Raw genomic sequence first — 20,046 nt, 5'->3', positions numbered from 1 at the left:
GAAATCCCCGCTGAGGTGTTTCTGACTTTGCGATAGACATTCGCGTTTGATCAGACAACATCGTCGGGATCCTGTATGGGTTGAGTGTGCCTTTGCTGGCGGTGCCAGGCAAGTCGGCGGTTGCGGGCGGATTCGAGCCCGGCTTGGCGTGCTTTGCGGATGGCCTCCCCTCGTCCTTCGTGTTCGTCGTTGGGCGTGACATAGCCGATGCCGGCGTGCAACCGGACTCCGTTCCAGAATTGGCGGGTGACGGCAAGTTCGGCGCGCAGGGTGGCGGGGTCCTCGATCGCGAGCAGGTGCGGGAACTCGGCCTTGAGGTGCCCGTTGAAACTCTCGATCCAGGCTTGATCGGTCGGCGTTCCGGGGCGTCCGAAGTGCTGGGCGATCGCAGACATGGCCATGAACTCCCGCGTCGAGCCCGACGTCATCTGGGGACCGTTATCGGACACCGCGAGCAGGATCGGCCGGGCCTGGTCGTCGATGCCGATATCGACCAGGCCGTCGGCGCGTCGCTCAACGGCCTGCAGGAGTCCCTCGATGTCGAGCGCGTCGGTGAACCCGATCTCGACCTGGGTGGAGGTTTCCTCAGCGGAGACGACCTCGGTGATCCACTTGCGCGAGACCAAATCCTGAATGATCAACACTGCCATCCCCGCCCTGGTGAAGTGCGTCGTATCGTAAATCCAGATCGAGTTCGGCTTGTAGTCCACCCAATCCGGGAAGGGCTTGCGTTGAGAACGTCCAGGCTTGGGAAGTGGTCGAAAGTGCTTGTCCGCCAAGAACAGGACCCGACGAACACTCGACGGTGACACCCATACCCGGCCCAGATAAGAGCCGCGGTGAGCAAGCTTGCGGTGCGAGCGGTCGGTCTCGCCCCACTGGTCGAACAACGCCAAGATCTCGCTGACTTCTTCGTCGAGCAGCCCATGCATGGGCGACCCACCAGGGATCTTGTCGACCAGCTGGCCGATCGCTCGGCGAGCGATCCAGCGATGTGCCCGCAGCTCGCCGAGCTCCAACGCATGGCATGCCTGGCGCAGTGTCCAACCTTCATCGACCGCCTGGTCGAGCAAGCCCAACAGCGCCGTCTTGGTGGCCACGTCGACACGGTGTGGGACTCGGCCACTTAGCCCCAGCGCCCTTTTCCCTCGACCAACGTCAGCCGCACGGCCATCTCCTTGAGTGCCTCGGACAGCCGCGCGTTCTCGGCCTTGGCGGCATCGAGTTCGTAGTCGCGTTGGCGGGCCGCCGCGCCTGGCTTGGCTGCCGCCAGCGCGGCCAGCGCACCTTCCTTGGCGATCGTGCGGATGCGCATGATCGTCGTGCGATCCACCTGATGGTTGGCGGCGGCCTCGGCGATCGTCACCTCCTGGCGTACCAGCTGCAGCCATATCTCGTACTTCTGCGACGGGCTCAAGAACCGCTTCGGGCGACGGTGCGAGCGGTCGCCACCAGAGTTTGCTTCGGACATGATCAGATCCTCCAAGAGAGCTCGGAGAACCCGTCGGATGTCGTCTGATCGACACACCGATCTCTATCGCGAAGTCAGACGCAAAACACCGCCCTGCTGGAGGTCACTACATCAGCGCCGTCCTAGAGGAGGTCAAAGGTGATTGATTTTGGTGCCATTCCGCCGGAGATCAACTCCGCGCGGATGTATTCGGGTCCGGGTTCGTCGTCGCTGATGGCGGCGGCCTCGGCGTGGAACGGGCTGGCCGCGGAGTTGAATTCATCTCGTCGTTGCCAAGCCAGCTGCAGAGCCTCGCCTCGCCCAGCTCCGCGGCGTCGACCACCTCGTCGTTCCCCCCGCTGACCAAGGTGTGGTTCCTGTTGACCGGGCAGACCATGCTGCCCACCAACCTCGGAACCTTCCTCAACGGATACGCCCCCTAAGCCAGCTTCTTCTACAACACCGAGGGGCTGCCCTTCTGCAGTGTCGACATGGGGGAACTTCGGCGTTCAGATATCCAAGACGCTGGGGTGGATAGGTGGCACGGCGGCGCCGGTCGCCGCTAATGCCGGCAGGGCCTTGCCCGGCCTGGGGGGATCGGCGGTTTGCTCGGCGGTGGCGGCGTCGCCGCCCACGCGGCGTCGGCCACCATGGGCGGCGCCGGCTCCCTCTGCGGCAAGCTCTCGGTGCCGGTCGCCTAGACGGCGGCCACCGCACCTTTGGCCCATACCCCGGCCCACCTCGTCGGCAGCCTCACGCCCAACCCCGAGGCGGCGGCCGCAGAGTCCGGAAACCTGCTCGGCGGCATCCCGCCAGTGGGCATGGGTCACGGCGCCTCCGGTGGTGCCGGACCCAAGTACGGTCTCCGCCCCAACGTGATGGCGCGGCCGTCCTTCGCCGGCTAGCGTCCCCCGGTCCTCACGCGCGTGCCAGCAGCCAGGCGCAACCATCCCCTTCACCGGCGGCGAGAACGCGGAGACCGGCGAACGCGACCGGCAGTTCGCCGGCCGCCGCACGGAACGGCCCGGGCCCCCGCCCGACTTCGCTGAGCACGGCGACGGCCAGCAGCCCTCCTGGCGCCAGGCGCTCGACGATCGCCCGGTCGAGGCGGCGGTCGCGAAACTTGTGGCAGAGGATGACCTCGACCGGCGGACCGGCCGGCAGGCCGTCGTCGAAGTCGGCGACGTCGAAGCGGCAACGGTCGCCGACCCCGCAGCGGCGGGCCAGGTACCGGGCGTGACCGGTGGCGACCGGCGAGATGTCCAGCCCCACGACATCGAGCCCCCGCCGGGCCAGCCAGACGCTGCCGAGGCCCTGCCCGCAGGCCAGCTCGAGGGCGCGTCCCGTGGTCGGGAAAACGTCTTCGCAAGCCGCGAAGACACCGGGGACCGCCACCGCGCCCACCGCGGGGGGCCCGAGGCTGGCATACCGCTTGTCCCAGCGCAGCCGGTCACCCTCGACCACGTGCGTCACCCTACCCAGGGCCCGGCCGAGCGAATGCCGACGGTTGCGCGCACGCCGTTCCTACACTGGACCGGTGTCCACGGCAGCGGCTTCTCCGAGAGCCGGAGCAGCACGCCGCTCCGATCGCCGTCCCGGGCAGACCATCCGCAAGGTGCTCGACGCCGGAATGGAGGAACTGCGCGAATCGTCGTACGCGAACCTGACGATGCGCGCGGTCGCGACCCGGGCCGGGGTCTCGCCGGCCAGCGCCTACACCTACTTTCCGTCGAAAAGCGCCCTGGTGGCCGCGGTCTACCTGCGTTTCCTATGCGACCTGCCGCTACACACCGACGTCAACGACGCGACCCGGACCCGTGTCAGCGCCACCCTGCGGGACATGGCCGTGGCGGTCGCCGACGAGCCCGAGTTGACCGTCGCCTGCGGAGCGGCGCTGATGGCCGACGACCCGGCGGTGACGCCCCTTCGCGAACAGATCGGCGAGGAGGTGTCCAGGCGGATCGCGGCGGCGTTGGGCCCCGGCTGGCCCCGCGCGGTGAAATCCACGCTGCAAATGACGTTCGCCGGAGCGCTCATGACGGCTCGCTTCGTCACGTATCAGGAGATCGCGGGGCAACTCGACCGGGCCGTCGAGCTCATCCTGGGAGAGCCCGCGGCCGGATAGGCGGCTGGATAGAGGGCTAGATAGAGGGCTAGATAGAGGGCTAGATAGAGGGCTAGATAGAGGGCTAGATAGAGGGCTAGATAGAGGGCTAAGCCGCGGTCAGCTTCCGGGACGCCCGTCCGGCCCGCAGGAAGCGCCCGAGCTTCCGATTGCCCAGCGCGAGAGAGGCGTTGCCCCCGCCGAAGCCCCCGCCGAACGCGAGCTGTCCCGACACCAGCACCGCGCTGACCGTGTCGTCGTTGCGGTTGACCATCCGCGACAGCCCGCCGTAGGACTGCACCGGGTGTTCGGCGTAGCTGTCGAGGGAATCGTCGAGCTTGTCCGGGTCGAGCACGACGATGTCGGCCCGGTCGCCTTCGCGCAGCGTGCCCGCATCGATCCCGTACCACAGCCCGAGTTCGCCGGTGAGCCGGTGCACGGCGCGCTCCATCGACAGGAACGGTCTGCCGTTCTTCTCGGCGTCGTGCGCGTGCCGCAGCAAGCGCAGGCCGGAGTTGTAGAAAGCCATGTTGCGCAGGTGTGCGCCGGCATCGGAGAAACCCATCTGCACGGCCGGGCTCTGCGCCAGCGTGCGGAGCAGTTCGGGCCGGTGATTGGAGATGGTGGTGCGCCAGCGCAGACTTTCGCCGTGCTCGACCACCAGGTCGAGGAAGGCGTCGACCGGGTGCAGCCCCCCGCGGTCGAGTCCCACCTGCCCGAAGGACTTCCCGATCACCGACCGGTCGGGGCAGGCCACGATCTCGGCGTCGAAGAAGTCGCGATGCCACACCCTGGGCCCGAATTTCTGCCCGTAGTCCCTGCGGAACCAGCGGCGATATTCCTCGTCGCGCATCAACTCGTTGCGCTCGACCTCGTCCTGCAGGTGCAGAGCCGCGGCACCGGAGCCGAACTCCTCGAAGACCACCAACGAGATTCCGTCGGCGTAGACCTCGAACGGCACCGGCAGATGCTGCCAGCGAAAGTCACCGCCCAGGGCGTTGACGAGCCTACCGAGCCGGTCCATGACGTGGATGACGGGCGGGATGGCCTTGATGTCCGCGGCCGAGAGCAGGCTGGTCTTCAACCGGGGACGACCGATTCCCAGCGACGTCACCAGTTGCGACAGCACCGACAGGGGATTCTTGATGTCGGGCCCGGACTGCAGGATCTTGTCGCGCCGCCGGAGAATGGCGTTCAGGCGGCGCAACTCGCGCGGGGTGGCATAGGTCGACGGCAGCGTGCGTGAGCGGCAGAGCTCCCCGTCGAGTTTGTCGAACAGCAGTTGCTGCGAGGACATCCCGACGAATCCTTCGTCGAGCGCCTCCTCGAGCATCGACTCCATCCGCGCCAATTCCGCCGGCGAGGGCCGCACGTCCTTGCGGGTCGCGCGGTCCAGCCCCATGGTCGCCGCCCTCATGTCGGAGTGACCGATGAAGGCGGCGACGTTGGGGCCCAGGTTCAGTTGCTCGAGCGCGGCCACATACTGGCCGGGATCGCTCCAGGTGCGCGCCCGGTCCAGGTGCTCGATCACGTAGCGCCGGGGGATCGCCTCCACGCGGCCGAAGATGTCGCCGGCGTCGACGTTGTTCAGGTACACCGTGGACAACGAGCACGAACCGAGCATCACCGTCGTCACACCGTGCCGCAGCGATTCGGAAAGCCCTGGCTCGCAGAGGGTTTCGATGTCGTAATGGGTGTGGATGTCGATCATGCCCGGAATCACCCACTGGCCCGTCGCATCGATGACGTCGGCGCCCGGCGCCTCGATCGGTGCGGCGGTGATCGTGGCGACGCGGCCGTCGCGCACACCGATGTTGCGCGGGGCCGACGGAGCGCCCGTTCCGTCGAACCAGCGGCCGTTGAGGATCACGGTGTCGTACTGCATTGTTCGGCCTCCCTGCCGGCGCCGGGCCGGATACCGTGCGGCACCGACTCGCGCCGGGCGTGCGCGTCGCTCGCGATTCCGCCTCCAGACGTGCGGTGATCATACACACGGTCTGCGATGTCTACCGAGACGGCTCGGGCTGCGCAGCACCGCCCGCCCTGCCGAGCGGGGCCGAACTCCGTGCTCGGACGCTATGATCCGCGTGTGGGGACGACCGGACGCCGGACGACCGTTCGCTGAGCATGCGCAGCCACGGTTGGGCGGGGAACACGCCCGCCTCCGACGAGGAGGCCATCGAGCGCATCCTGGATGCCGCCGACGCGATCATCGAGGAGCGCGGCTCGGCGATGCGCATCGCCGACGTGGCCCGCGTCCTCGGGGTGACACGGCAGACCGTCTACCGGTACTTCCCCGGCACGCAGGCGCTGCTGGTGGCATCGGCGATGCGCTCGGCCGACGGGTTCCTGGACCGCTCGGCGGCCCACCTGGCGGGTGTCACCGACCCGGTGGTGGCGGTGACGGAGGGGATCGCCTTCGCGGTCGAACAGCTGGCCTCCGACAAGCAGGTCGAATTCGTGCTCAATCAGCGCCACCGCGGCGGCCAGAAAGTGTCGATCGTGTCGGACACCGCCCTGGCTTTCGCCCGCTCCATGCTGCACCGCTTCGAAATCGATTGGGAGAGTGTCGGGTTCGACGAAGCAGCGTTGGACGAACTGAACGAGTTCTGCCTTAGGGTCCTGCATTCGTTTCTCGCCGACCCGGGACGGCCACCGCGCAGCGGCCCCGAACTGCGCCGCTACCTCACCCGCTGGATCGGGCCCGCGATCGCCTATCCGCAACTGGTCAGAGCGATGGACACCCTGCGCTTGCCGGAGCCGTCCCCCGGGCGTCGGCGCCCCCCGGCGGCGTCCTGACCCGATCGGCGAACCGGGACATGGCCATACACTTTCGCGACTGTGTTGCCCGGCGGGCCGCTTCGGACGGCCGGCGTCGACGGATGAAGGAGCAGACTTGGTGGGTCCGCAGTTGGCGCTGAACAGTGCACCGGTGTTCGGTGGCGCGATGCTCGCCATCGTGGCCGGGCAATTCCGTGGCCCCGACTACCGGGCCCTGATCAAGCAGGACATGGACCTGCTGGACCGCCTGCCGCCGGACGCCACCGCCAGGCGAGCGGAGTTGCAGCGCACGATCGACGCACGCATCGACGACCTGATCGACGGCTCCGACCGAAGTCGCGCGTTGCGTCAGGCCGCCCTGTCTTATCAAGGCAATTGGCGCGACATCGTGCTGCTGGCCTGTGTGGTGCTGTTCACCGTCATCTGGTGCGAGGTCAACCACAGCCGCAGCAACTGGCTCCCGATGTTCGTGCTGTTGATCCTGCTGTCGCTGGTGACTGCTGCCTACGCGCTGCGCGGCCTGCTGCGTGCCGTGAATTCGCTGACGCCCAAGCATCGCCGGGCGGGTTCATGACCCGGTGACGATCATCTCGTGCAGGTCCGGTATCGACCACGGCCCGGCCTCGTGGTGATCGCGGTAGCCCAGCACCCGCGGCGTCGGACGATCGAACCTGCCGACGAATCCTCCTGCGGCGACGAATATCTGACCGGTCACCTCGCGCGCCAGGTCGCTCGCGAGGTAGGCGTAGAGCGGGGCGACGAACTCGGCGGGGGCGCTGTCCAGCGATGCCCGCATTTTCACCTCGTCGAGCAGCCCCCGACGATGCAGGTCCGCGATGTGTTGTTCGTACTCGGCCCCGGTGGACAACCGGGTCCGCGCACCGGGGCACACCACGTTGGCCCGCACGCCATAGGCTTTGAGCTCGGCGGCGACGGCCATCGTCAGTGCGTTGACGGCGCCCTTGCCGGCGGGGTACCCGGTGCCGCCGTAATCGCCGAGAAACGCCACCGAGCTGGTGTTGACGATCGAACCGCGCCCCTGGGGGGCCATGACGCGGGCGGCGGCCCGGCAGGTGTGGAACGCCGTGCCGAGGTGCGCACCGATCAGGTGGTCGAACTGCGCCGGCGAGATGTTCAGGATCGATGACCCCGGGGGCTCGGCAACCCCGGCGCAGTTGACCAGGACATCCAGCCTGCCGAACGCGCCGATGCATTGATCGACGACAGCACCGGCGATCCGCTCGTCGTCGACGGCGCCGACGACCGCGGTCGCCCGTCCGCCCGAAGATCTCAGCGCTGCGACGGTCTCGTCCACGGCGGCCGCGTCACGCCCGTTGACGACCACGCCGGCACCGAGAGAGCACAGCAGTTCGGCAACCGCGCGTCCGATCCCCCGGCTGCCGCCGGACACTACCGCACCCCGACCGGCCAGCAAATCCTCGCTCATCGCGCCGGACCTTCCCAGCGCCGCATTACCTGCCGGAAGGCTTCGCCCGGCAGGACCTTCCGAGTGGGCTCGCAAAACGATGGTCGGGCGCGCGTGTTCGACATCACCGGAACCGTACCGCGCCGGTGCGCCGACGTGCCCCAACCGGGCCGAGCGGGACGCCTGCACCCGGCGAGGTTTCCGCCAGGTGAACAGCACATGAACCAACGGGTGTACCACGAACCGCCGCGGGCAAAGCGGTGATGGCGTCGGACCCCTGGCCCTCCGCGGCCCAATACGACGAGCCACCAAGGGATTCCCCGCGTTGCGCCACGCCCGCCGCCGGGCGTGCGATCGTTTGTGGCTAAGGGCCGGATCGCACGCGAACGGCGGTAGAACCCTTCTCGCAAGCCAGATTTCGCGTACCCGTCGCGGGTTGGAGCGATGTCGCGTATAGTCGCCAGTGAGTCCGTTCTGGACAGGTCGCCGTTTAGCTCAAAGCGGCCAGTCAGCCGCTCGGCTGCTGGGTTTCCGTGGCATACGTCGATAAGTCAACTGCCACCGCCCCCGTTAGCACCGTGCGCGCTGCGGCCAATATCCACACGGATACGGGTGCCGCGGGAGGCGCCTCGGGCATCCACATGCCTTGCCGTCCCGCTGCACACGACGCAGAGGAAGAGCAACGATGCAAACTGTTCCGTGCACGTGTCGAGTCCGACGGTGGGGGTTCTCCAGCCGATGACCGACGTCCTGGCCCCGCCCCGCCCCTCTAGCTCGACCACATCACAACCGGACGACTCTTATGACGACGTCATCGAGATGTTCGTCGCGCTGCGCCAGATGCCAGCCGAATCGCACGAGTACCAACACCAACGCGAACGCATCGTGGCCCGCTGCCTGCCGCTGGCCGACCACGTGGCCAGCCACTTCGGACGTCGCGGCGAAGGTCTCGACGACTTGACGCAGGTCGCACGCCTGGGCCTGATGAACGCCATCAACCGTTTCGACCCCGAAAAAGGGCCCAGCTTCATCGGGTTTGCGGTCCCCACCATGATGGGTGAGGTCCGTCGCTATTTCCGCGACTACAGCTGGGGCATGCGTGTCCCTCGGCGGTTGCGCGAGCTGCACGTCCAAATCAGCAGAACTACAGGAGATTTGGCGCAGAAGCTGGGTCGGGCGCCCACAGCCGGCGAGCTCGCGCAGGTTCTGGAAGTCCCCCATGAGGAGATCGTCGAGTGCCTCGTCGCGGGTGACGCCTATCGGCTCGAGTCCCTGGACGCGCCCATCGGCGCCGACGGTTCGGGCAAGCCCCGGCTGGTGGCCGACGCGGTCGGTGGCGTCGATCCTCAGATCGACCACATCACCAACAGGGAAGCGGTCCGCGCCCTCGTCAGCGCGCTACCCCGCCGCGAACGCGAGGTCCTGCACATGCGGTTCTTCGAATCGATGACCCAGAGCCAGATCGCCGAACGGATAGGCGTCTCGCAGATGCAGGTGTCGCGCATCCTCGCCAACACGCTGCGCTGCCTCCGCGACCAGTTGGAGTAGCACGCCGCTGCCACACCGCCCCTTTCCGGTACGCCCGATTTGCCGGCGATGTACTGTCCGATTCGGCATTCGAGTCGGCTTGCCTCGCCTGAGGCGGCCCGGGACGGAGCCGGGAAGGGGCGCGTGCGGTGAGGTTTTCTCCGGCGGTTCTGGCGGGCGTGGCCGCGGCGACGGCGCTGACGGTCGCGCTGAACGCCTGTGGCAGCCATTCGACGTCGTCGAACCCGAAACCAGGGTCTGCCACCTCGGCCCCGGGCACCAGTGGTCCGGCACCGGCCTCGACGGCCGCGGCACAGCCGGGCCACTACTCCGGCCTGCTGATCCAGGCGACGGACATCAACGCCCCCGTGACCTTCACCGGCGGCCCCCCGACGGACAACCCGAACGGCAAACCGGGCGTGGCCGTGACATTCCGCGATGAAGACGGCAGTCACCAGATCAAGGACACCATCCAGGTGTACCCCGATCCCGCCGCCGCAACGGCCGCGCTGAACGCGGCAAAAGGCGCGCAGGGCGACGTCGTGAAGAACCCGACGTCACGCCCGGCCAACATCGGCACGGGCGGAACGACACTGTCCGGCGATTCCCCGGACGGCAACAAGGGCGTGACGGTCCTGCTGTTCACCGAGGGCAGGGCCCTAGTCACGCTGCAGTTCGACGGCCCGCCCGGCTCACTGGTGCCCCAAGACTTCATGACCGAGGTCGGCCAGAAGCAGGACGCGGCCGTCAAGAAGGGGCTCGGCGGCTGAGCCTCGGACCGGTGGACCGACCGTGTCCGCCCGCACTTTGACGCGTGCCGGCGCTATCGTCGTGGGCGCCACCGGCGGCCGCAACCGGTGCCACGCAGCCCTGACCTGCCGAGGAGTTCGATGAACGTCGTCAATGGCCTGCCCGGTCATGCCCTGCTGCTGCACTTCGTCGTAGGGCTGGTGCCGCTGACCGCGCTGCTGGAGATCGTGTGCGGACTGTGGCCGGCCGCCCGGCGCGGCCAGCTGATGTGGCTGACGCTGATCTCGGCCGCCGTGACCATGGTGTTGACGCCGATCACCGCGAACGCCGGCCTGTGGCTCTACAGCCTGCGGGCCAGCCCGAGCCCCATCCTGCGCGAACACGCCGCGCTCGGCAGCACGATGGTCTATTTCGCCGCCGCTCTGCTGGCGGTCGCCGTCGGACTCGTCGTGCTGCGCGTGACCGAACACAGGTCACCCAAGCCGTCGGTCGCCATGTCCGTCATCACCGGGATAGTCGTTCTCGCCGTCGGAATCTCATCGATGATCCAGATCTACCGAGTCGGTGACGCCGGCGCTCGGTCCGTGTGGGGTAGCGAGATAGCACGCCTGGAGAAGGCACACAAGCCATAGTCTCCGGCCGCGAATAACCCTCTACGCCACTGGCCGATGTCGACGTGGCCGCAAAGTTCCCCGCGGGATGAGCATTGTGTCGTACCGTTCCCCCAGGCTCCATGGGGGCCGCGAAGGATCGCTCGGGGGCGGCTGCGGGGGCATTTCCGGACGGGAGTCAACACGATGAGAGTGCGTGTCAGAGTCACCGCAGCGTGTGCCGCGCTGCTCACGGCGGCGGGATGCGGCGGCGACCCGGTCGGTGCCAAAGAGGCCGGCGCTTCGTCGGCGGAGGCATCGCAGGTGGCCAAGCCGGCCTCCGCGTCGGGGAAGGTGACGATTCGTTACGAGGACGCGGAAACGCCGGAGGCGTTGCACGGCCGCCAGATCATGCAGGACGCAAAGGTCCTCGAAGACCTCGCCCAGCACATCGAGGACGACCTGCTGCTGCCGTCCAACCTGGGGCTCGCGGGCAAGCAGTGCAACACGGACAACGATTTCTACGACCCCGCCGCCAACGAGATTCAACTCTGCTACGAGGCACGGGATCACGCGGAACGGCTCTTCGCCGGGAACGGCAGCCCGGATCCGGTGACCCCCGCCGTCGACGAAGCGGTCTCGGCGGCCTACCACGAGCTCGGTCACGCCACGCTCGCCATGTACGAACTGGCGTTCACGGGACGCGAGGAGGACGTGGCCGACCAACTTTCGGCGTTCATGCTTCTCACCCCCGGCGCCGACGGACAGCCCTATCCCAACGGTGTCCGCATCGCGACCGACACCGCCCAGGAGTGGAAGCTGAGCGCAAAGGAGTCCGGCGACGCGAACGAACTGCCGTTCTGGGACGGACACTCGATGGACATCACGCGGATGTACAACTGGGAGTGCTGGATCTATGGTTCGGACCCGGCGGCCAACGCCGGCATCGTCACGTCGGGCGACCTTCCCGAAGACCGGGCGGGCAACTGCGAGGAAGAGTTTCGCAACATGTCCAGGGGATGGCAGCAGCTGCTGGGTGCGCACTTGCGCAAGCCGAGCTGAGAAGCCGACCTCGGCCTGCCGGAGGACTCAGCCGGCTGCCCCCACGCACGCTGCGACGCGGGCCCACGAGTTGTTGGCGTATCCGCCCGGATTCCACAGCGAATCCGCCGATTCCGACTGCAGGGCGCCGGTGTCATCCCAGGCGCGGGCGATGATCCGCAACGGGCCCGGCCCGACGGTCACGGTCAGTGACCAGGGCTGCCATGACCATTCGCCGGGGGCGGGATGTAGGCGGGCCTGCTGCCAGCTGAGCCCGTCGTCCAGGGATACTTCGACCCGCGCCACGCCGCGACCGTCGCCCGCGATCCCGTAGCCACGAATGGTCAGCTCGCCCGGCGACACCCGGTCGCCGTCGGTGGGGTGGAGGATGTCGCAGTTGAGCGGCAGCGCCGACAGCGCGATGCCCTCGCCCGGGGCCGCCGACTCCGGGTCGGCGTCTGCCGGCAGGACGCGGTAATCGTGGGCCTGGAAGTAACCGTCCGACGGGCCGGGCTGCACCGTGATCGCGGTCACCCATTTGACGCTGCGGGCGCCGATGTATCCGGGCACGACCACCCGTACCGGGCCGCCGTGGGCGCGGGGAAGCGGTTCTCCGTTCATCTGCCACGCAAGCAGCACTTCCCGTGACATGGCCTTGCTCAGCGGTATCGAGCTCCCGTAGGCCTGGACGGGCCGGGCCCGCTCCGCGACGTCCAGAGCCCGGAACGCGACATGCAACCCGTCCTCGGAGCGCACCCCGGCGGCCGCGAGGACGTCAGCCAGGCGGGCACCGCCCCACTCCGCCGTCGAGATCGCCCCGTGGGACCACGGCTCCTCCCCCGGAATCGGTCGCACCCGCAGCAGATCCTCACGGCGATTCCCGGCACACGCCAGAGTCGCCACCACGCGGTGCCGGTCGAAACCGGCGCTCAGCTGGTCATAGGTCAGGGTGAGCGGCGTGGCCACCCGGCCCTCGACCGTGAGGCGCCACTGTTCGGGTGCGATGTCGGGAAACGAGCCGTGATTGCGCGCATAGAAAGCGTCGATCGGGGTGATGTCGCTTTCCGCCAACACCGCGGCGGGCGGCTCGGCGTTGTACGGGCTCTGCTTCCGCACGATCATGTCGTCGCGTTTGATCCCCAGCACTGCGGTCGGTGTCATGAGGAGTGGTTACCCAGTCGGACGGGCACGACTCACGATTCCTCACCGGGCGGCCGAAGCCTGCTCGCGCAGCGGGCGGATCCCCCGGCGAGCCCGGCCGGGGTCACGCGGTGGGGGTCAGCAGAAACAGGCGGAATTGCCTTCCGCCCGCCAAGGATTCGGCGATCCGGTAGTTGGGCCACTGCCGCAGCACGGTGGCCCACGCCGTCTCGCGTTCCGCACCGGTGAGGAACCGGACCTCGGCGGTGAACACCTGGCGGCCCCGGCGCACGCTGACGCGTTGTGCCGACTTGAGATTCGCCGACCACGATGGGTGACGCCGGCGGCCCCAGTTCGACCCGACCACGATCAGCCCCTCCCCGGCGGGGGCGGACAGAACCGTCGCGGTCCGGGCGAGACCGGTCTTGCGGCCCGAGACGGTGATCCGAACACCGGGCAGCCCGACGAGTTCGAGCACGCCGACCCGCCCGACGCTGAGGAACCGCAGCACCGACTCGAGAGCTTCGATCAGCGGACTTCCGGCCAACACCAGCCAGCGGTATGCGGTCGGGTTCCGCGCCAGCCGCTGCAGCGGATTCATACGGACACTGTATTCCGGGTTGCTCCCCGCCGGGTGTCGGGCCGATGAAATGACCTCGGCTACCGGGCTTTTCGTCCAGTTCTCGGGCCGTGGCGGCGGGTTACCGGTGGGGCCGCCACCGAACTAAATAAATTGCTTGATTTAATGTTGCTGGCGGTGTTCACTGAGGCGATGACCGCCGAGCGGATGGTTCGATCCGGCAGGTCGACGGGCACGCGGGAGGCGATCTTGTCGGCCGCCGAGGTGCTCTTCGCCGAGCGTGGCATGTACGCGGTGTCAAACCGGCAGATCAGCGAGGCCGCGGGCCAGGGCAACAACGCGGCCGCGTGCTATCACTTCGGTACCCGAACCGACCTGCTGCGGGCGATCGAGCGCAAGCACCGCGAGCCGATCGAGCAGTTGCGCGCCCGGATGCTGACCGATATCGGCGATTCGGCCGAACTGCGGGACTGGGTCAGGGCACTGGTGCGCCCGCTCACCGATCACCTGGCGGCGCTGGGCGTTCCCAGCTGGTATGCGCGGTTCGCCGCCCAGGCGATGGCCGACCCGACGTGCCGCCACGTCGTCACCAAGGACGCTCTCACCTCGCCGGGGCTGGTGCGCACCATCGAGGGCATCAACCGCTGCCTGCCCGACCTGCCCAGACGGGTGCGCTCGGAACGCATCGTGATGGTGCGCAACCTGCTGGTGCACACCTGCGCCGAGCACGAAGGCGCGCTGGCCGAGCACGGGGCGGGATCGCGTTCGGCGTGGCCGGTCGCCGGCGAAGGACTGATCGACGCGATCGTCGGCCTGTGGCGCGCGCCGGTGCACGTGAGCGCGGCGGGCGGCTAGGTGTCGCCGGAACGGACACGACCACAACCGAGGAGCAGCATGACCGACGTCTCGACCGGCACCGCCACCGACATTCCCGAGTTCCCGATGACGCGCGCACCGGGCTGTCCCTTCGCCCCGCCGCCGGAGTCGTTGGCGCTCAACGCGAACCGGCAACTCAGCCGCGTCCGGATCTGGGACGGCAGCACGCCCTGGCTGATCCACGGCTACGACGCGATCCGCGCGTTGTTCACCGACTCCCGCGCCAGCGTCGACGACCGGCTGCCCGGCTACCCGCACTGGAACGAGGGGATGCTTGCCACGGTGCACACCCGGCCGCGTTCGGTGTTCACCTCCGACGGCGAGGAGCACACCCGCTTCCGTCGGATGCTGTCCAAGCCGTTCACCTTCAAGCGGGTCGAGGCACTGCGCCCGGCGGTTCAGCAGATCACCGACGACCACATCGACGCCCTGCTGGCCGGCCCGAACCCGGGCGACATCGTCAGCACGGTGGCGCTGCCCATCCCGTCGCTGGTCATCAGCCAGCTGCTGGGTGTGCCGTACGAGGATGCGGACTTCTTCCAGGCGCAGGCCCAGCGGGGCATGGGTCGGTACGCCACCGCGGAGGACACCGCGCAGGGCGCCGCCTCGCTGGCGAAGTACATCGCCAACCTGGTGCGGACCAAGATGCACGATCGCTCCGAGGACCTGGTGTCCGACCTCGCCGAGCGGGTGAGCGCCGAGGAGCTCAGCGTGCGCGAGGCCGCGCAACTGGCCACCGGGGTGCTGATCGCCGGCCACGAGACGACGGCGAACATGCTCAGCCTGAGCGTCGCGGCCCTGCTCGATCACCCCGAGCAGCTGGCGCTGATGCGCGACACCGCCGACCCCAAGGTGATCGCCGTGGCCGTCGAGGAGCTGATGCGCTATCTCAGCATCATCCAGACCGGCCAGCGCCGCATCGCCGTCGAGGACATCGAGATCGGCGGCGAGACGATCCGGGCGGGCGAGGGCATCATTCTGGACGTGGCGCCGGCGAACTGGGATGCGCGTCAGTTCCCGGCCCCGGACCGGCTGGACCTTACCCGCGACGACGGCCCGCATGTCGGCTTCGGCTACGGCCGCCACCAGTGCGTCGGTCAGCAGCTGGCCCGGATGGAACTGCAGATCGTGCTGCCAACCCTGCTGCGCCGCATCCCGACGCTGCGGCTGGCGGTGCCGCTCGACGAGCTGCCGTTCAAGCACGACGCCCTGGCCTACGGCGTCTACGAGCTCCCCGTGACGTGGTGAGAGTTTGGCTGCCGTGAAGCCGGGTCTCGCCCTGCAGGTGCCGGATCTGTCCGGCCGCCTCGCCGTCGTGACCGGCGCCAACAGCGGCCTGGGTTTCGGGCTGGCGAAACGCCTGGCGGCCGCGGGGGCCGAGGTGGTCATGGCCGTCCGCAGCAGGGCCAACGGCGACAACGCGGTCGCCGCGATCCGCCGCGAACTGCCGCAAGCCAAGCTGGCCGTCAAGCAGCTGGACCTGGCGTCGCTGCGCAGCGTGGCGGCGCTCGCGGACGAACTGGTCGCCGAGGGCCGCCCGGTCGACGTCCTGATCAACAATGCCGGCGTCATGACACCACCGCAGCGTCAGACGACCTCCGACGGCTTCGAATTGCAGTTCGGCACCAACCATCTGGGGCACTTCGCGTTGACGGGCAGGCTGCTGCCCGTGCTGCGCGCCGCCGGGTCGGCGCGCGTGGTGACCGTCGGCAGCCTCGCCGCGACACAGCGCAGGCTGGATTTTGACGACGCCAATGCCCAATCGGGCTACCGGCCCATGCGCTCCTACGGGATGGCCAAGCTTGCGCAACTGATGTTCGCCGTCGAGTTGGACCGGCGCAGCAGCGAACGCGGCTGGGGCGTGATGTCCAACGCCGCGCACCCCGGGCTGAGCAAGACCAACCTGCTCAGCGGCGCGTCCTACGGACGTGAGAAACCCACGCTGCAGGCGCGACTGACGCGCCTGACGTGGCGCCTGCTGCCTTTCATGTGGCTCGACGTCGACGAGGGCCTCAAACCGTCGCTCTACGCCGCTGTTTCGCCGGACGCCCGCGGGGCCGAGTACTACGGTCCGCGGGGGTTCTACGAAACGGCCTGCGGCGGAGTCACCTTCGCCGCGGTCCCCCGCCTGGCACGCAGCGAGCCGGACGTGGCGAAACTGTGGCGGCTTTCCGAACAACTCACCGGTGTCACGTACCCGGACTGACCGCAGGAAGTGATGCACATGTCGACTCGAACCCGAACGCCCTACCCGGAGGGCGTGATCGGCGCACCCAAGCACCGGCGCGGTCACGCCGCGGGTTCGGACACCGGCCTGCCGCCCGGGACCGAGGTGTTCTCGGCCGACAACCACGTCTCGGTGGCCGACGACATCTTCTACGAGCATTTTCCCGACGACTTGAAGGACCAGGCGCCGCGCATCTGGTACGAGGACGGCGCCTACCTGCTGGGCCGCCCCGGCGAGTCGATGGTGGTCGGCGACTTCAGCGCGGTGCTCATGCAGTACGACGGCCTGGCCGGCGCGGCCACGAACAACGTCGACGCCCGCATCCGCGACCTCGCCGAGGACGGGGTCGACAAGGAATTGGTCTTCCCCAACGCGGTCCTGGCGTTGTTCCACTATCCGGACAAGGCGCTGCGTGAGCGGATCTTCTGCATCTACAACGAACACATCGCCGGCCTGCAGGAGCGCTCGCGGCCACTGCTACGGCGTCGGGCTGATCAACTGGTGGGATCCCCGCGGCGCCCGGCGCACCCTGGAGCAACTGAAGTCCTTGGGAATCAGGACATTCCTGATGCCGTTGAACCCCGGCAACGACGACAACGGGCGCATCATCGATTTCTCGAGCCCCGAGATGAGGGCGGTGTGGGAGGAGATCGAGGCCTCCGGCCTCCCGCTCACCCACCACATCGGGGAAAGCCAGCCGAAATCCCCGAGCGCGGTCAACAGCGTGGCGGTCGCCATGATGGTCAACATCGACTCGTTCCGGGAAATGTTCTCCAAGTACATCTTCGGCGGCATCCTCGACCGGCACCCGCGCCTGCGGATCGGCTGGTTCGAGGGCGGAATCGCCTGGGTGCCACCGGCGTTGCAGGACGCCGAGCACGTCCTGGCGTCGTATCGACACATGCTCGCATACCAGCCCCGCCACGACGTCCGGCACTACTGGGAGACCCACATGTGCGCGTCATGGTCGACGCCCTCGGCCTCGGCCAGATCGACCAGATCGGTATCGACAAGGTGATGTGGTCCTCCGACTATCCGCACAACGAGAGCACATTCGGGTATTCGGAGCGGTCGCTGGCCGCGGTGGTCGACGCCGTCGGCGCCGAGGATGCCGCCCGTGTCGTCGGCGGCAACGTCCGAGAATTCCTGGGGATTCAGTCATGACCGGCCTACTCACCGCCCGGGGCGCACGCCTGGACATCCCCGACGAACCGGACTTCGCGCGCATGCGCCGCGAGGTCGGCGCACGGCTGCGCGCGGCGATGGCCGACCACGGCGTCGACGCGCTGATCCTGTCGATGAACGGCTATGTCACCTATGCGACGGGTGTCAGCTGGCCGCTGCTGGACGCCGGCCTTTCGCACGTAGAGCGGCCGGTGGCGGTCGTGCTCGCCGACGACGAGCACCCCCACCTCTTCCTGCCGTTCCGCGGCGGCGCGTCGTCCCCACCGCCGGTGCCCGACGACCATGTGCACGGGCCGGTATATCTCGAATTCGACCATGGCGTAGAGCGATTCGCCGGTGAGTTGGCCGCGTTGCTGCCGTCCGGGGCCAACGTGGCCGTCGACGAATTGACGGGCGCGATGCGACGGTCGGGCCCCGGGCTGTTCCCCGGTGGCGAACCCTCCGACGCTGCGATCGTGCTCGGCGCGGCCCAACTGGTCAAGACGCCCGACGAGCTTTCCTGCCTGCGCCGGGCCTGCCGCATCACCGAGGAGGCGATGGCGGAGGTGCAGAAGGCGCTGGCACCCGGTGTCCGGCAGACCGACCTGTCGGCCGTTCTCGTGCGCCGCGCCTTCGAGCTCGGCGCCACCACCAACATGCTCGACGCCATCTGGCAGGTGATGCCTGCGTCCCGGGAAACCGGGGTTTGGACGACGCACGGCGACCTCGCGTTGCCGCTGCTGCCCACCGCCCGCGAACTGGCCGCCGGCGACGTGTTGTGGACCGACATCAGCATCGGCTACGCCGGGTACTGTTCGGATTTCGGGCGCACCTGGCTGGTCGGCAAGGACCCCACGCCGCGGCAGCAGGACCAGTTCCGGCAATGGCGCGCCATCCTGGACGCCGTGCTCGCGGTGACCAGGGCGGGCGCCACGTCGGGCGATCTGGCGCGCGCGGCGATCGCGGCAAACGGCGGGCGCAAGCCGTGGCTGCCGCACTTCTACCTGGGCCACGGGATCGGCACGTACCCGGCGGAAGCGCCGATGATCGGGACGGATCTCGGCGAGGACTTCGACGACAACTTCGTATTCCCGCCGGGCATGGTGCTGGTGCTGGAACCGGTGGTCTGGGAAGACGGCACCGGCGGCTATCGCAGTGAGGAGATCATCGTGATCACCGAGGACGGCTACACGCCGATCACCGACTACCCCTATTCGCCTTATGGCGACTGAAGTTCTGCCCGACGAGCGGGCATTGCGGCTGGCCCGTCGCGAGCGCGCCCTGGCCCAGATGGACGCCCACGACCTCGACATCCTGGTGCTCGGCCGGCAGGCCAACATCCGTTACGTCACCGGCACCCCGCAGCTGTGGATAGCCGGGACGCGCCCGTTCGGGCCGATGTGCGTGATGATGCGCACATCCGGCGAGATCTACCTCAACAGCACCGACGACGAAGGGGTTCCGGAGGAGATCGGCCGCGACCACCTTTACGGGCTGGCATGGAATCCGATGACGCTCATCGACGTGCTGAAGAAGATCGACGGCGCCGAAACCGCGCGAAGGGTCGGAACGGACGCGATCACACCGACTTTCGCGGCCCTGTTGCCCGAGGCGTTCCCCAACGCCGCAGTCGTCGACGGCGAGCCCACCATGCGTGCGGCGCGCCGCATCAAGACGGCCGAGGAGGTTGCGGCGATGGGCACGGCGCTCCGCGTCGCCGAGCAGGGACTGGCCGCCGGCCTAGCCGCACTGCGACCGGGGCGGTCCGAACGGAGCCTGGCCGCGACCGTTTTGGAGGCCATGGCCGCGGGCGGGGTGAGCACGCCGGCCACCCAGGACACCGCCTGGGCGACCTCGCGGGAACACCCGTGGCGGCGGGCCGACGGCCCGGTTCGTGAAGGTGACCTTGTCGCTTTCGCCGCCGGTGCCCTGGCGGACGGGTATGTGGCCGAGCTGGGCCGGACCCGGCCCGCGGGTGACGCGATGGACAGTTGTGCTCGCGAGCTGTTCGGGCGCTCGGATGCGTTGTACGACAGGATGCTTGCCGCCTGCCGGCCGGGCGCGCGTGCCGATGGGCTGCTCGCGGCGTATGAGGACGCAGGCGAGCCGCTGCCGCCGATGCCGGTTGCGCACGGGCTCGGACTGGGGTTCGATCCGCCGGTGGTCTCCGAAGAACTCTGCGCCGCAGGTGAACACGATCGACTGGACGCCGGAATGGTGCTGGCCCTCACCGGCTACGTGTGGCAGCAGGGCGTCGGGGCGGTCTTTCGCCGCGACACCGTGCACATCACCGACGGGGGCGCCGAGGTGCTGATCGACTTCTCGGCGTGAAAAAACTTGTGTCACTTTGGTTTCTGTGGTCACATTCCGGGGTTTGTTGTCGGTGGGTG

19 protein-coding genes and 3 pseudogenes are annotated in these 20,046 nt (G+C 68.4%); 15 read left to right on the top strand and 7 right to left on the bottom strand.

Annotation, left to right across the window (positions count from 1 at the left end):
- Nucleotides 1-50: 50 nt before the first annotated feature.
- Complete coding sequence (locus tag AB8998_RS14100) at nt 51-1,100, bottom strand: transposase (RefSeq protein ID WP_369738131.1); 1,050 nt, start codon at nt 1,098-1,100, stop codon at nt 51-53.
- 26 nt (nt 1,101-1,126) lie between these two features.
- Nucleotides 1,127-1,471 (bottom strand): helix-turn-helix domain-containing protein, encoded by a 345-nt coding sequence (locus AB8998_RS14095; protein ID WP_369738284.1) that lies wholly within the window; start codon nt 1,469-1,471, stop codon nt 1,127-1,129.
- Between the two features lie 138 nt (nt 1,472-1,609).
- On the opposite strand from AB8998_RS14095, the pseudogene AB8998_RS31585 reads away from it, so the two are divergent.
- Together AB8998_RS31585 and AB8998_RS14085 are read left to right on the top strand one after the other, a co-directional pair.
- Nucleotides 1,610-1,735 (top strand): annotated as a pseudogene (locus AB8998_RS31585) (PPE domain-containing protein); the annotation flags it as partial.
- Between the two features lie 17 nt (nt 1,736-1,752).
- Nucleotides 1,753-2,355, top strand: a pseudogene (locus tag AB8998_RS14085) (PPE family protein, SVP subgroup); the annotation flags it as partial.
- A 13-nt stretch (nt 2,356-2,368) separates the two neighbouring features.
- Here AB8998_RS14085 and AB8998_RS14080 read toward each other — a convergent pair.
- Complete coding sequence (locus tag AB8998_RS14080; RefSeq protein WP_369738475.1) at nt 2,369-2,914, bottom strand: class I SAM-dependent methyltransferase; 546 nt, start codon at nt 2,912-2,914, stop codon at nt 2,369-2,371.
- 73 nt (nt 2,915-2,987) lie between these two features.
- Between AB8998_RS14080 and AB8998_RS14075 the strand changes: the two genes are divergently transcribed.
- The gene (locus AB8998_RS14075) at nt 2,988-3,575 is read left to right on the top strand and encodes a TetR/AcrR family transcriptional regulator (RefSeq protein ID WP_369738474.1); all 588 of its coding nucleotides are present in this window, start codon (nt 2,988-2,990) and stop codon (nt 3,573-3,575) included.
- An 88-nt stretch (nt 3,576-3,663) separates the two neighbouring features.
- Here the strand turns inward: AB8998_RS14075 and AB8998_RS14070 are convergent, their stop codons facing one another.
- On the bottom strand, nt 3,664-5,439 hold the full coding sequence (locus AB8998_RS14070; protein WP_369738473.1) for an N-acyl-D-amino-acid deacylase family protein: 1,776 nt from the start codon (nt 5,437-5,439) through the stop codon (nt 3,664-3,666).
- Between the two features lie 242 nt (nt 5,440-5,681).
- Between AB8998_RS14070 and AB8998_RS14065 the strand changes: the two genes are divergently transcribed.
- Together AB8998_RS14065 and AB8998_RS14060 are read left to right on the top strand one after the other, a co-directional pair.
- Nucleotides 5,682-6,353: a TetR/AcrR family transcriptional regulator gene (locus tag AB8998_RS14065; RefSeq protein WP_369738472.1), complete on the top strand. Its 672-nt coding sequence runs from the start codon at nt 5,682-5,684 to the stop codon at nt 6,351-6,353.
- A gap of 148 nt (nt 6,354-6,501) precedes the next feature.
- Nucleotides 6,502-6,909, top strand: a complete 408-nt coding sequence (locus AB8998_RS14060; protein ID WP_369741571.1) for a hypothetical protein — start codon at nt 6,502-6,504, stop codon at nt 6,907-6,909.
- On the opposite strand, the gene AB8998_RS14055 is transcribed toward AB8998_RS14060, so the two are convergent.
- Nucleotides 6,904-7,782 (bottom strand): SDR family NAD(P)-dependent oxidoreductase, encoded by an 879-nt coding sequence (locus tag AB8998_RS14055; RefSeq protein ID WP_369738471.1) that lies wholly within the window; start codon nt 7,780-7,782, stop codon nt 6,904-6,906. The two genes, AB8998_RS14060 and AB8998_RS14055, sit on opposite strands and share 6 nt — an antisense overlap.
- Nucleotides 7,783-8,499: 717 nt before the next feature.
- On the opposite strand from AB8998_RS14055, the gene AB8998_RS14050 reads away from it, so the two are divergent.
- The 4 genes from AB8998_RS14050 (at nt 8,500) to AB8998_RS14035 (ending at nt 11,690) form a co-directional block, all read left to right on the top strand.
- Nucleotides 8,500-9,309 carry a SigB/SigF/SigG family RNA polymerase sigma factor gene (locus AB8998_RS14050; RefSeq protein ID WP_369738470.1) on the top strand — a complete coding sequence of 270 codons (810 nt, stop codon included), beginning with the start codon at nt 8,500-8,502 and terminating at the stop codon, nt 9,307-9,309.
- 128 nt (nt 9,310-9,437) lie between these two features.
- Entirely contained in the window at nt 9,438-10,058 is a 621-nt protein-coding gene (locus AB8998_RS14045; RefSeq protein ID WP_369738469.1) for a hypothetical protein, read from the top strand.
- Nucleotides 10,059-10,178: 120 nt separating this feature from the next.
- Nucleotides 10,179-10,670, top strand: coding sequence for a DUF2231 domain-containing protein (locus tag AB8998_RS14040; protein ID WP_369738468.1), 492 nt, complete (start codon nt 10,179-10,181; stop codon nt 10,668-10,670).
- A 171-nt stretch (nt 10,671-10,841) separates the two neighbouring features.
- Nucleotides 10,842-11,690 (top strand): DUF4344 domain-containing metallopeptidase, encoded by an 849-nt coding sequence (locus AB8998_RS14035; protein WP_369738467.1) that lies wholly within the window; start codon nt 10,842-10,844, stop codon nt 11,688-11,690.
- 27 nt (nt 11,691-11,717) lie between these two features.
- On the opposite strand, the gene AB8998_RS14030 is transcribed toward AB8998_RS14035, so the two are convergent.
- Both AB8998_RS14030 and AB8998_RS14025 read right to left on the bottom strand, forming a co-directional pair.
- Nucleotides 11,718-12,830, bottom strand: coding sequence for a sulfite oxidase (locus tag AB8998_RS14030; protein WP_369738466.1), 1,113 nt, complete (start codon nt 12,828-12,830; stop codon nt 11,718-11,720).
- Between the two features lie 103 nt (nt 12,831-12,933).
- Nucleotides 12,934-13,410 carry a nitroreductase family deazaflavin-dependent oxidoreductase gene (locus AB8998_RS14025; protein ID WP_369738465.1) on the bottom strand — a complete coding sequence of 159 codons (477 nt, stop codon included), beginning with the start codon at nt 13,408-13,410 and terminating at the stop codon, nt 12,934-12,936.
- A 156-nt stretch (nt 13,411-13,566) separates the two neighbouring features.
- Here AB8998_RS14025 and AB8998_RS14020 point away from each other — a divergent pair, with 156 nt between their 5' ends.
- The 6 genes and pseudogenes from AB8998_RS14020 (at nt 13,567) to AB8998_RS13995 (ending at nt 19,987) form a co-directional block, all read left to right on the top strand.
- A complete protein-coding gene (locus AB8998_RS14020; protein ID WP_369741570.1) occupies nt 13,567-14,244 on the top strand; it encodes a TetR/AcrR family transcriptional regulator in 678 nt (225 codons plus the stop codon).
- A gap of 39 nt (nt 14,245-14,283) precedes the next feature.
- Nucleotides 14,284-15,513, top strand: coding sequence for a cytochrome P450 (locus AB8998_RS14015; protein WP_369738464.1), 1,230 nt, complete (start codon nt 14,284-14,286; stop codon nt 15,511-15,513).
- Between the two features lie 13 nt (nt 15,514-15,526).
- Nucleotides 15,527-16,471: an SDR family oxidoreductase gene (locus AB8998_RS14010; RefSeq protein WP_369741569.1), complete on the top strand. Its 945-nt coding sequence runs from the start codon at nt 15,527-15,529 to the stop codon at nt 16,469-16,471.
- A gap of 18 nt (nt 16,472-16,489) precedes the next feature.
- Nucleotides 16,490-17,656 (top strand): annotated as a pseudogene (locus tag AB8998_RS14005) (amidohydrolase family protein).
- The gene (locus tag AB8998_RS14000; protein ID WP_369738463.1) at nt 17,653-18,888 is read left to right on the top strand and encodes a M24 family metallopeptidase; all 1,236 of its coding nucleotides are present in this window, start codon (nt 17,653-17,655) and stop codon (nt 18,886-18,888) included. The pseudogene AB8998_RS14005 and the gene AB8998_RS14000 overlap by 4 nt, the downstream one beginning before the upstream one ends.
- Nucleotides 18,878-19,987 carry a M24 family metallopeptidase gene (locus AB8998_RS13995; RefSeq protein ID WP_369738462.1) on the top strand — a complete coding sequence of 370 codons (1,110 nt, stop codon included), beginning with the start codon at nt 18,878-18,880 and terminating at the stop codon, nt 19,985-19,987. The genes AB8998_RS14000 and AB8998_RS13995 overlap by 11 nt, the downstream gene beginning before the upstream one ends.
- Nucleotides 19,988-20,046: the final 59 nt, after the last annotated feature.

The organism is Mycobacterium sp. HUMS_12744610 (assembly GCF_041206865.1).
GTDB lineage: Bacteria > Actinomycetota > Actinomycetes > Mycobacteriales > Mycobacteriaceae > Mycobacterium > Mycobacterium servetii.
The sequence above is the reverse complement of the archived record's forward strand: the minus strand, read 5'-3'. Positions and strand labels throughout refer to the sequence as shown.

Bases quoted from the DNA above. Each gene is read 5' to 3' on its own strand.
- AB8998_RS14095 (WP_369738284.1), bottom strand. From the start codon at position 1,471: ATGTCCGAAGCAAACTCTGGTGGCGACCGCTCGCACCGTCGCCCGAAG.
- AB8998_RS14070 (WP_369738473.1), bottom strand. From the start codon at position 5,439: ATGCAGTACGACACCGTGATCCTCAACGGCCGCTGGTTCGACGGAACG.
- AB8998_RS14065 (WP_369738472.1), top strand. From the start codon at position 5,682: ATGCGCAGCCACGGTTGGGCGGGGAACACGCCCGCCTCCGACGAGGAG.
- AB8998_RS14060 (WP_369741571.1), top strand. From the start codon at position 6,502: ATGCTCGCCATCGTGGCCGGGCAATTCCGTGGCCCCGACTACCGGGCC.
- AB8998_RS14055 (WP_369738471.1), bottom strand. From the start codon at position 7,782: ATGAGCGAGGATTTGCTGGCCGGTCGGGGTGCGGTAGTGTCCGGCGGC.
- AB8998_RS14050 (WP_369738470.1), top strand. From the start codon at position 8,500: ATGACCGACGTCCTGGCCCCGCCCCGCCCCTCTAGCTCGACCACATCA.
- AB8998_RS14040 (WP_369738468.1), top strand. From the start codon at position 10,179: ATGAACGTCGTCAATGGCCTGCCCGGTCATGCCCTGCTGCTGCACTTC.
- AB8998_RS14030 (WP_369738466.1), bottom strand. From the start codon at position 12,830: ATGACACCGACCGCAGTGCTGGGGATCAAACGCGACGACATGATCGTG.
- AB8998_RS14025 (WP_369738465.1), bottom strand. From the start codon at position 13,410: ATGAATCCGCTGCAGCGGCTGGCGCGGAACCCGACCGCATACCGCTGG.
- AB8998_RS14015 (WP_369738464.1), top strand. From the start codon at position 14,284: ATGACCGACGTCTCGACCGGCACCGCCACCGACATTCCCGAGTTCCCG.
- AB8998_RS14000 (WP_369738463.1), top strand. From the start codon at position 17,653: ATGACCGGCCTACTCACCGCCCGGGGCGCACGCCTGGACATCCCCGAC.
- AB8998_RS13995 (WP_369738462.1), top strand. From the start codon at position 18,878: ATGGCGACTGAAGTTCTGCCCGACGAGCGGGCATTGCGGCTGGCCCGT.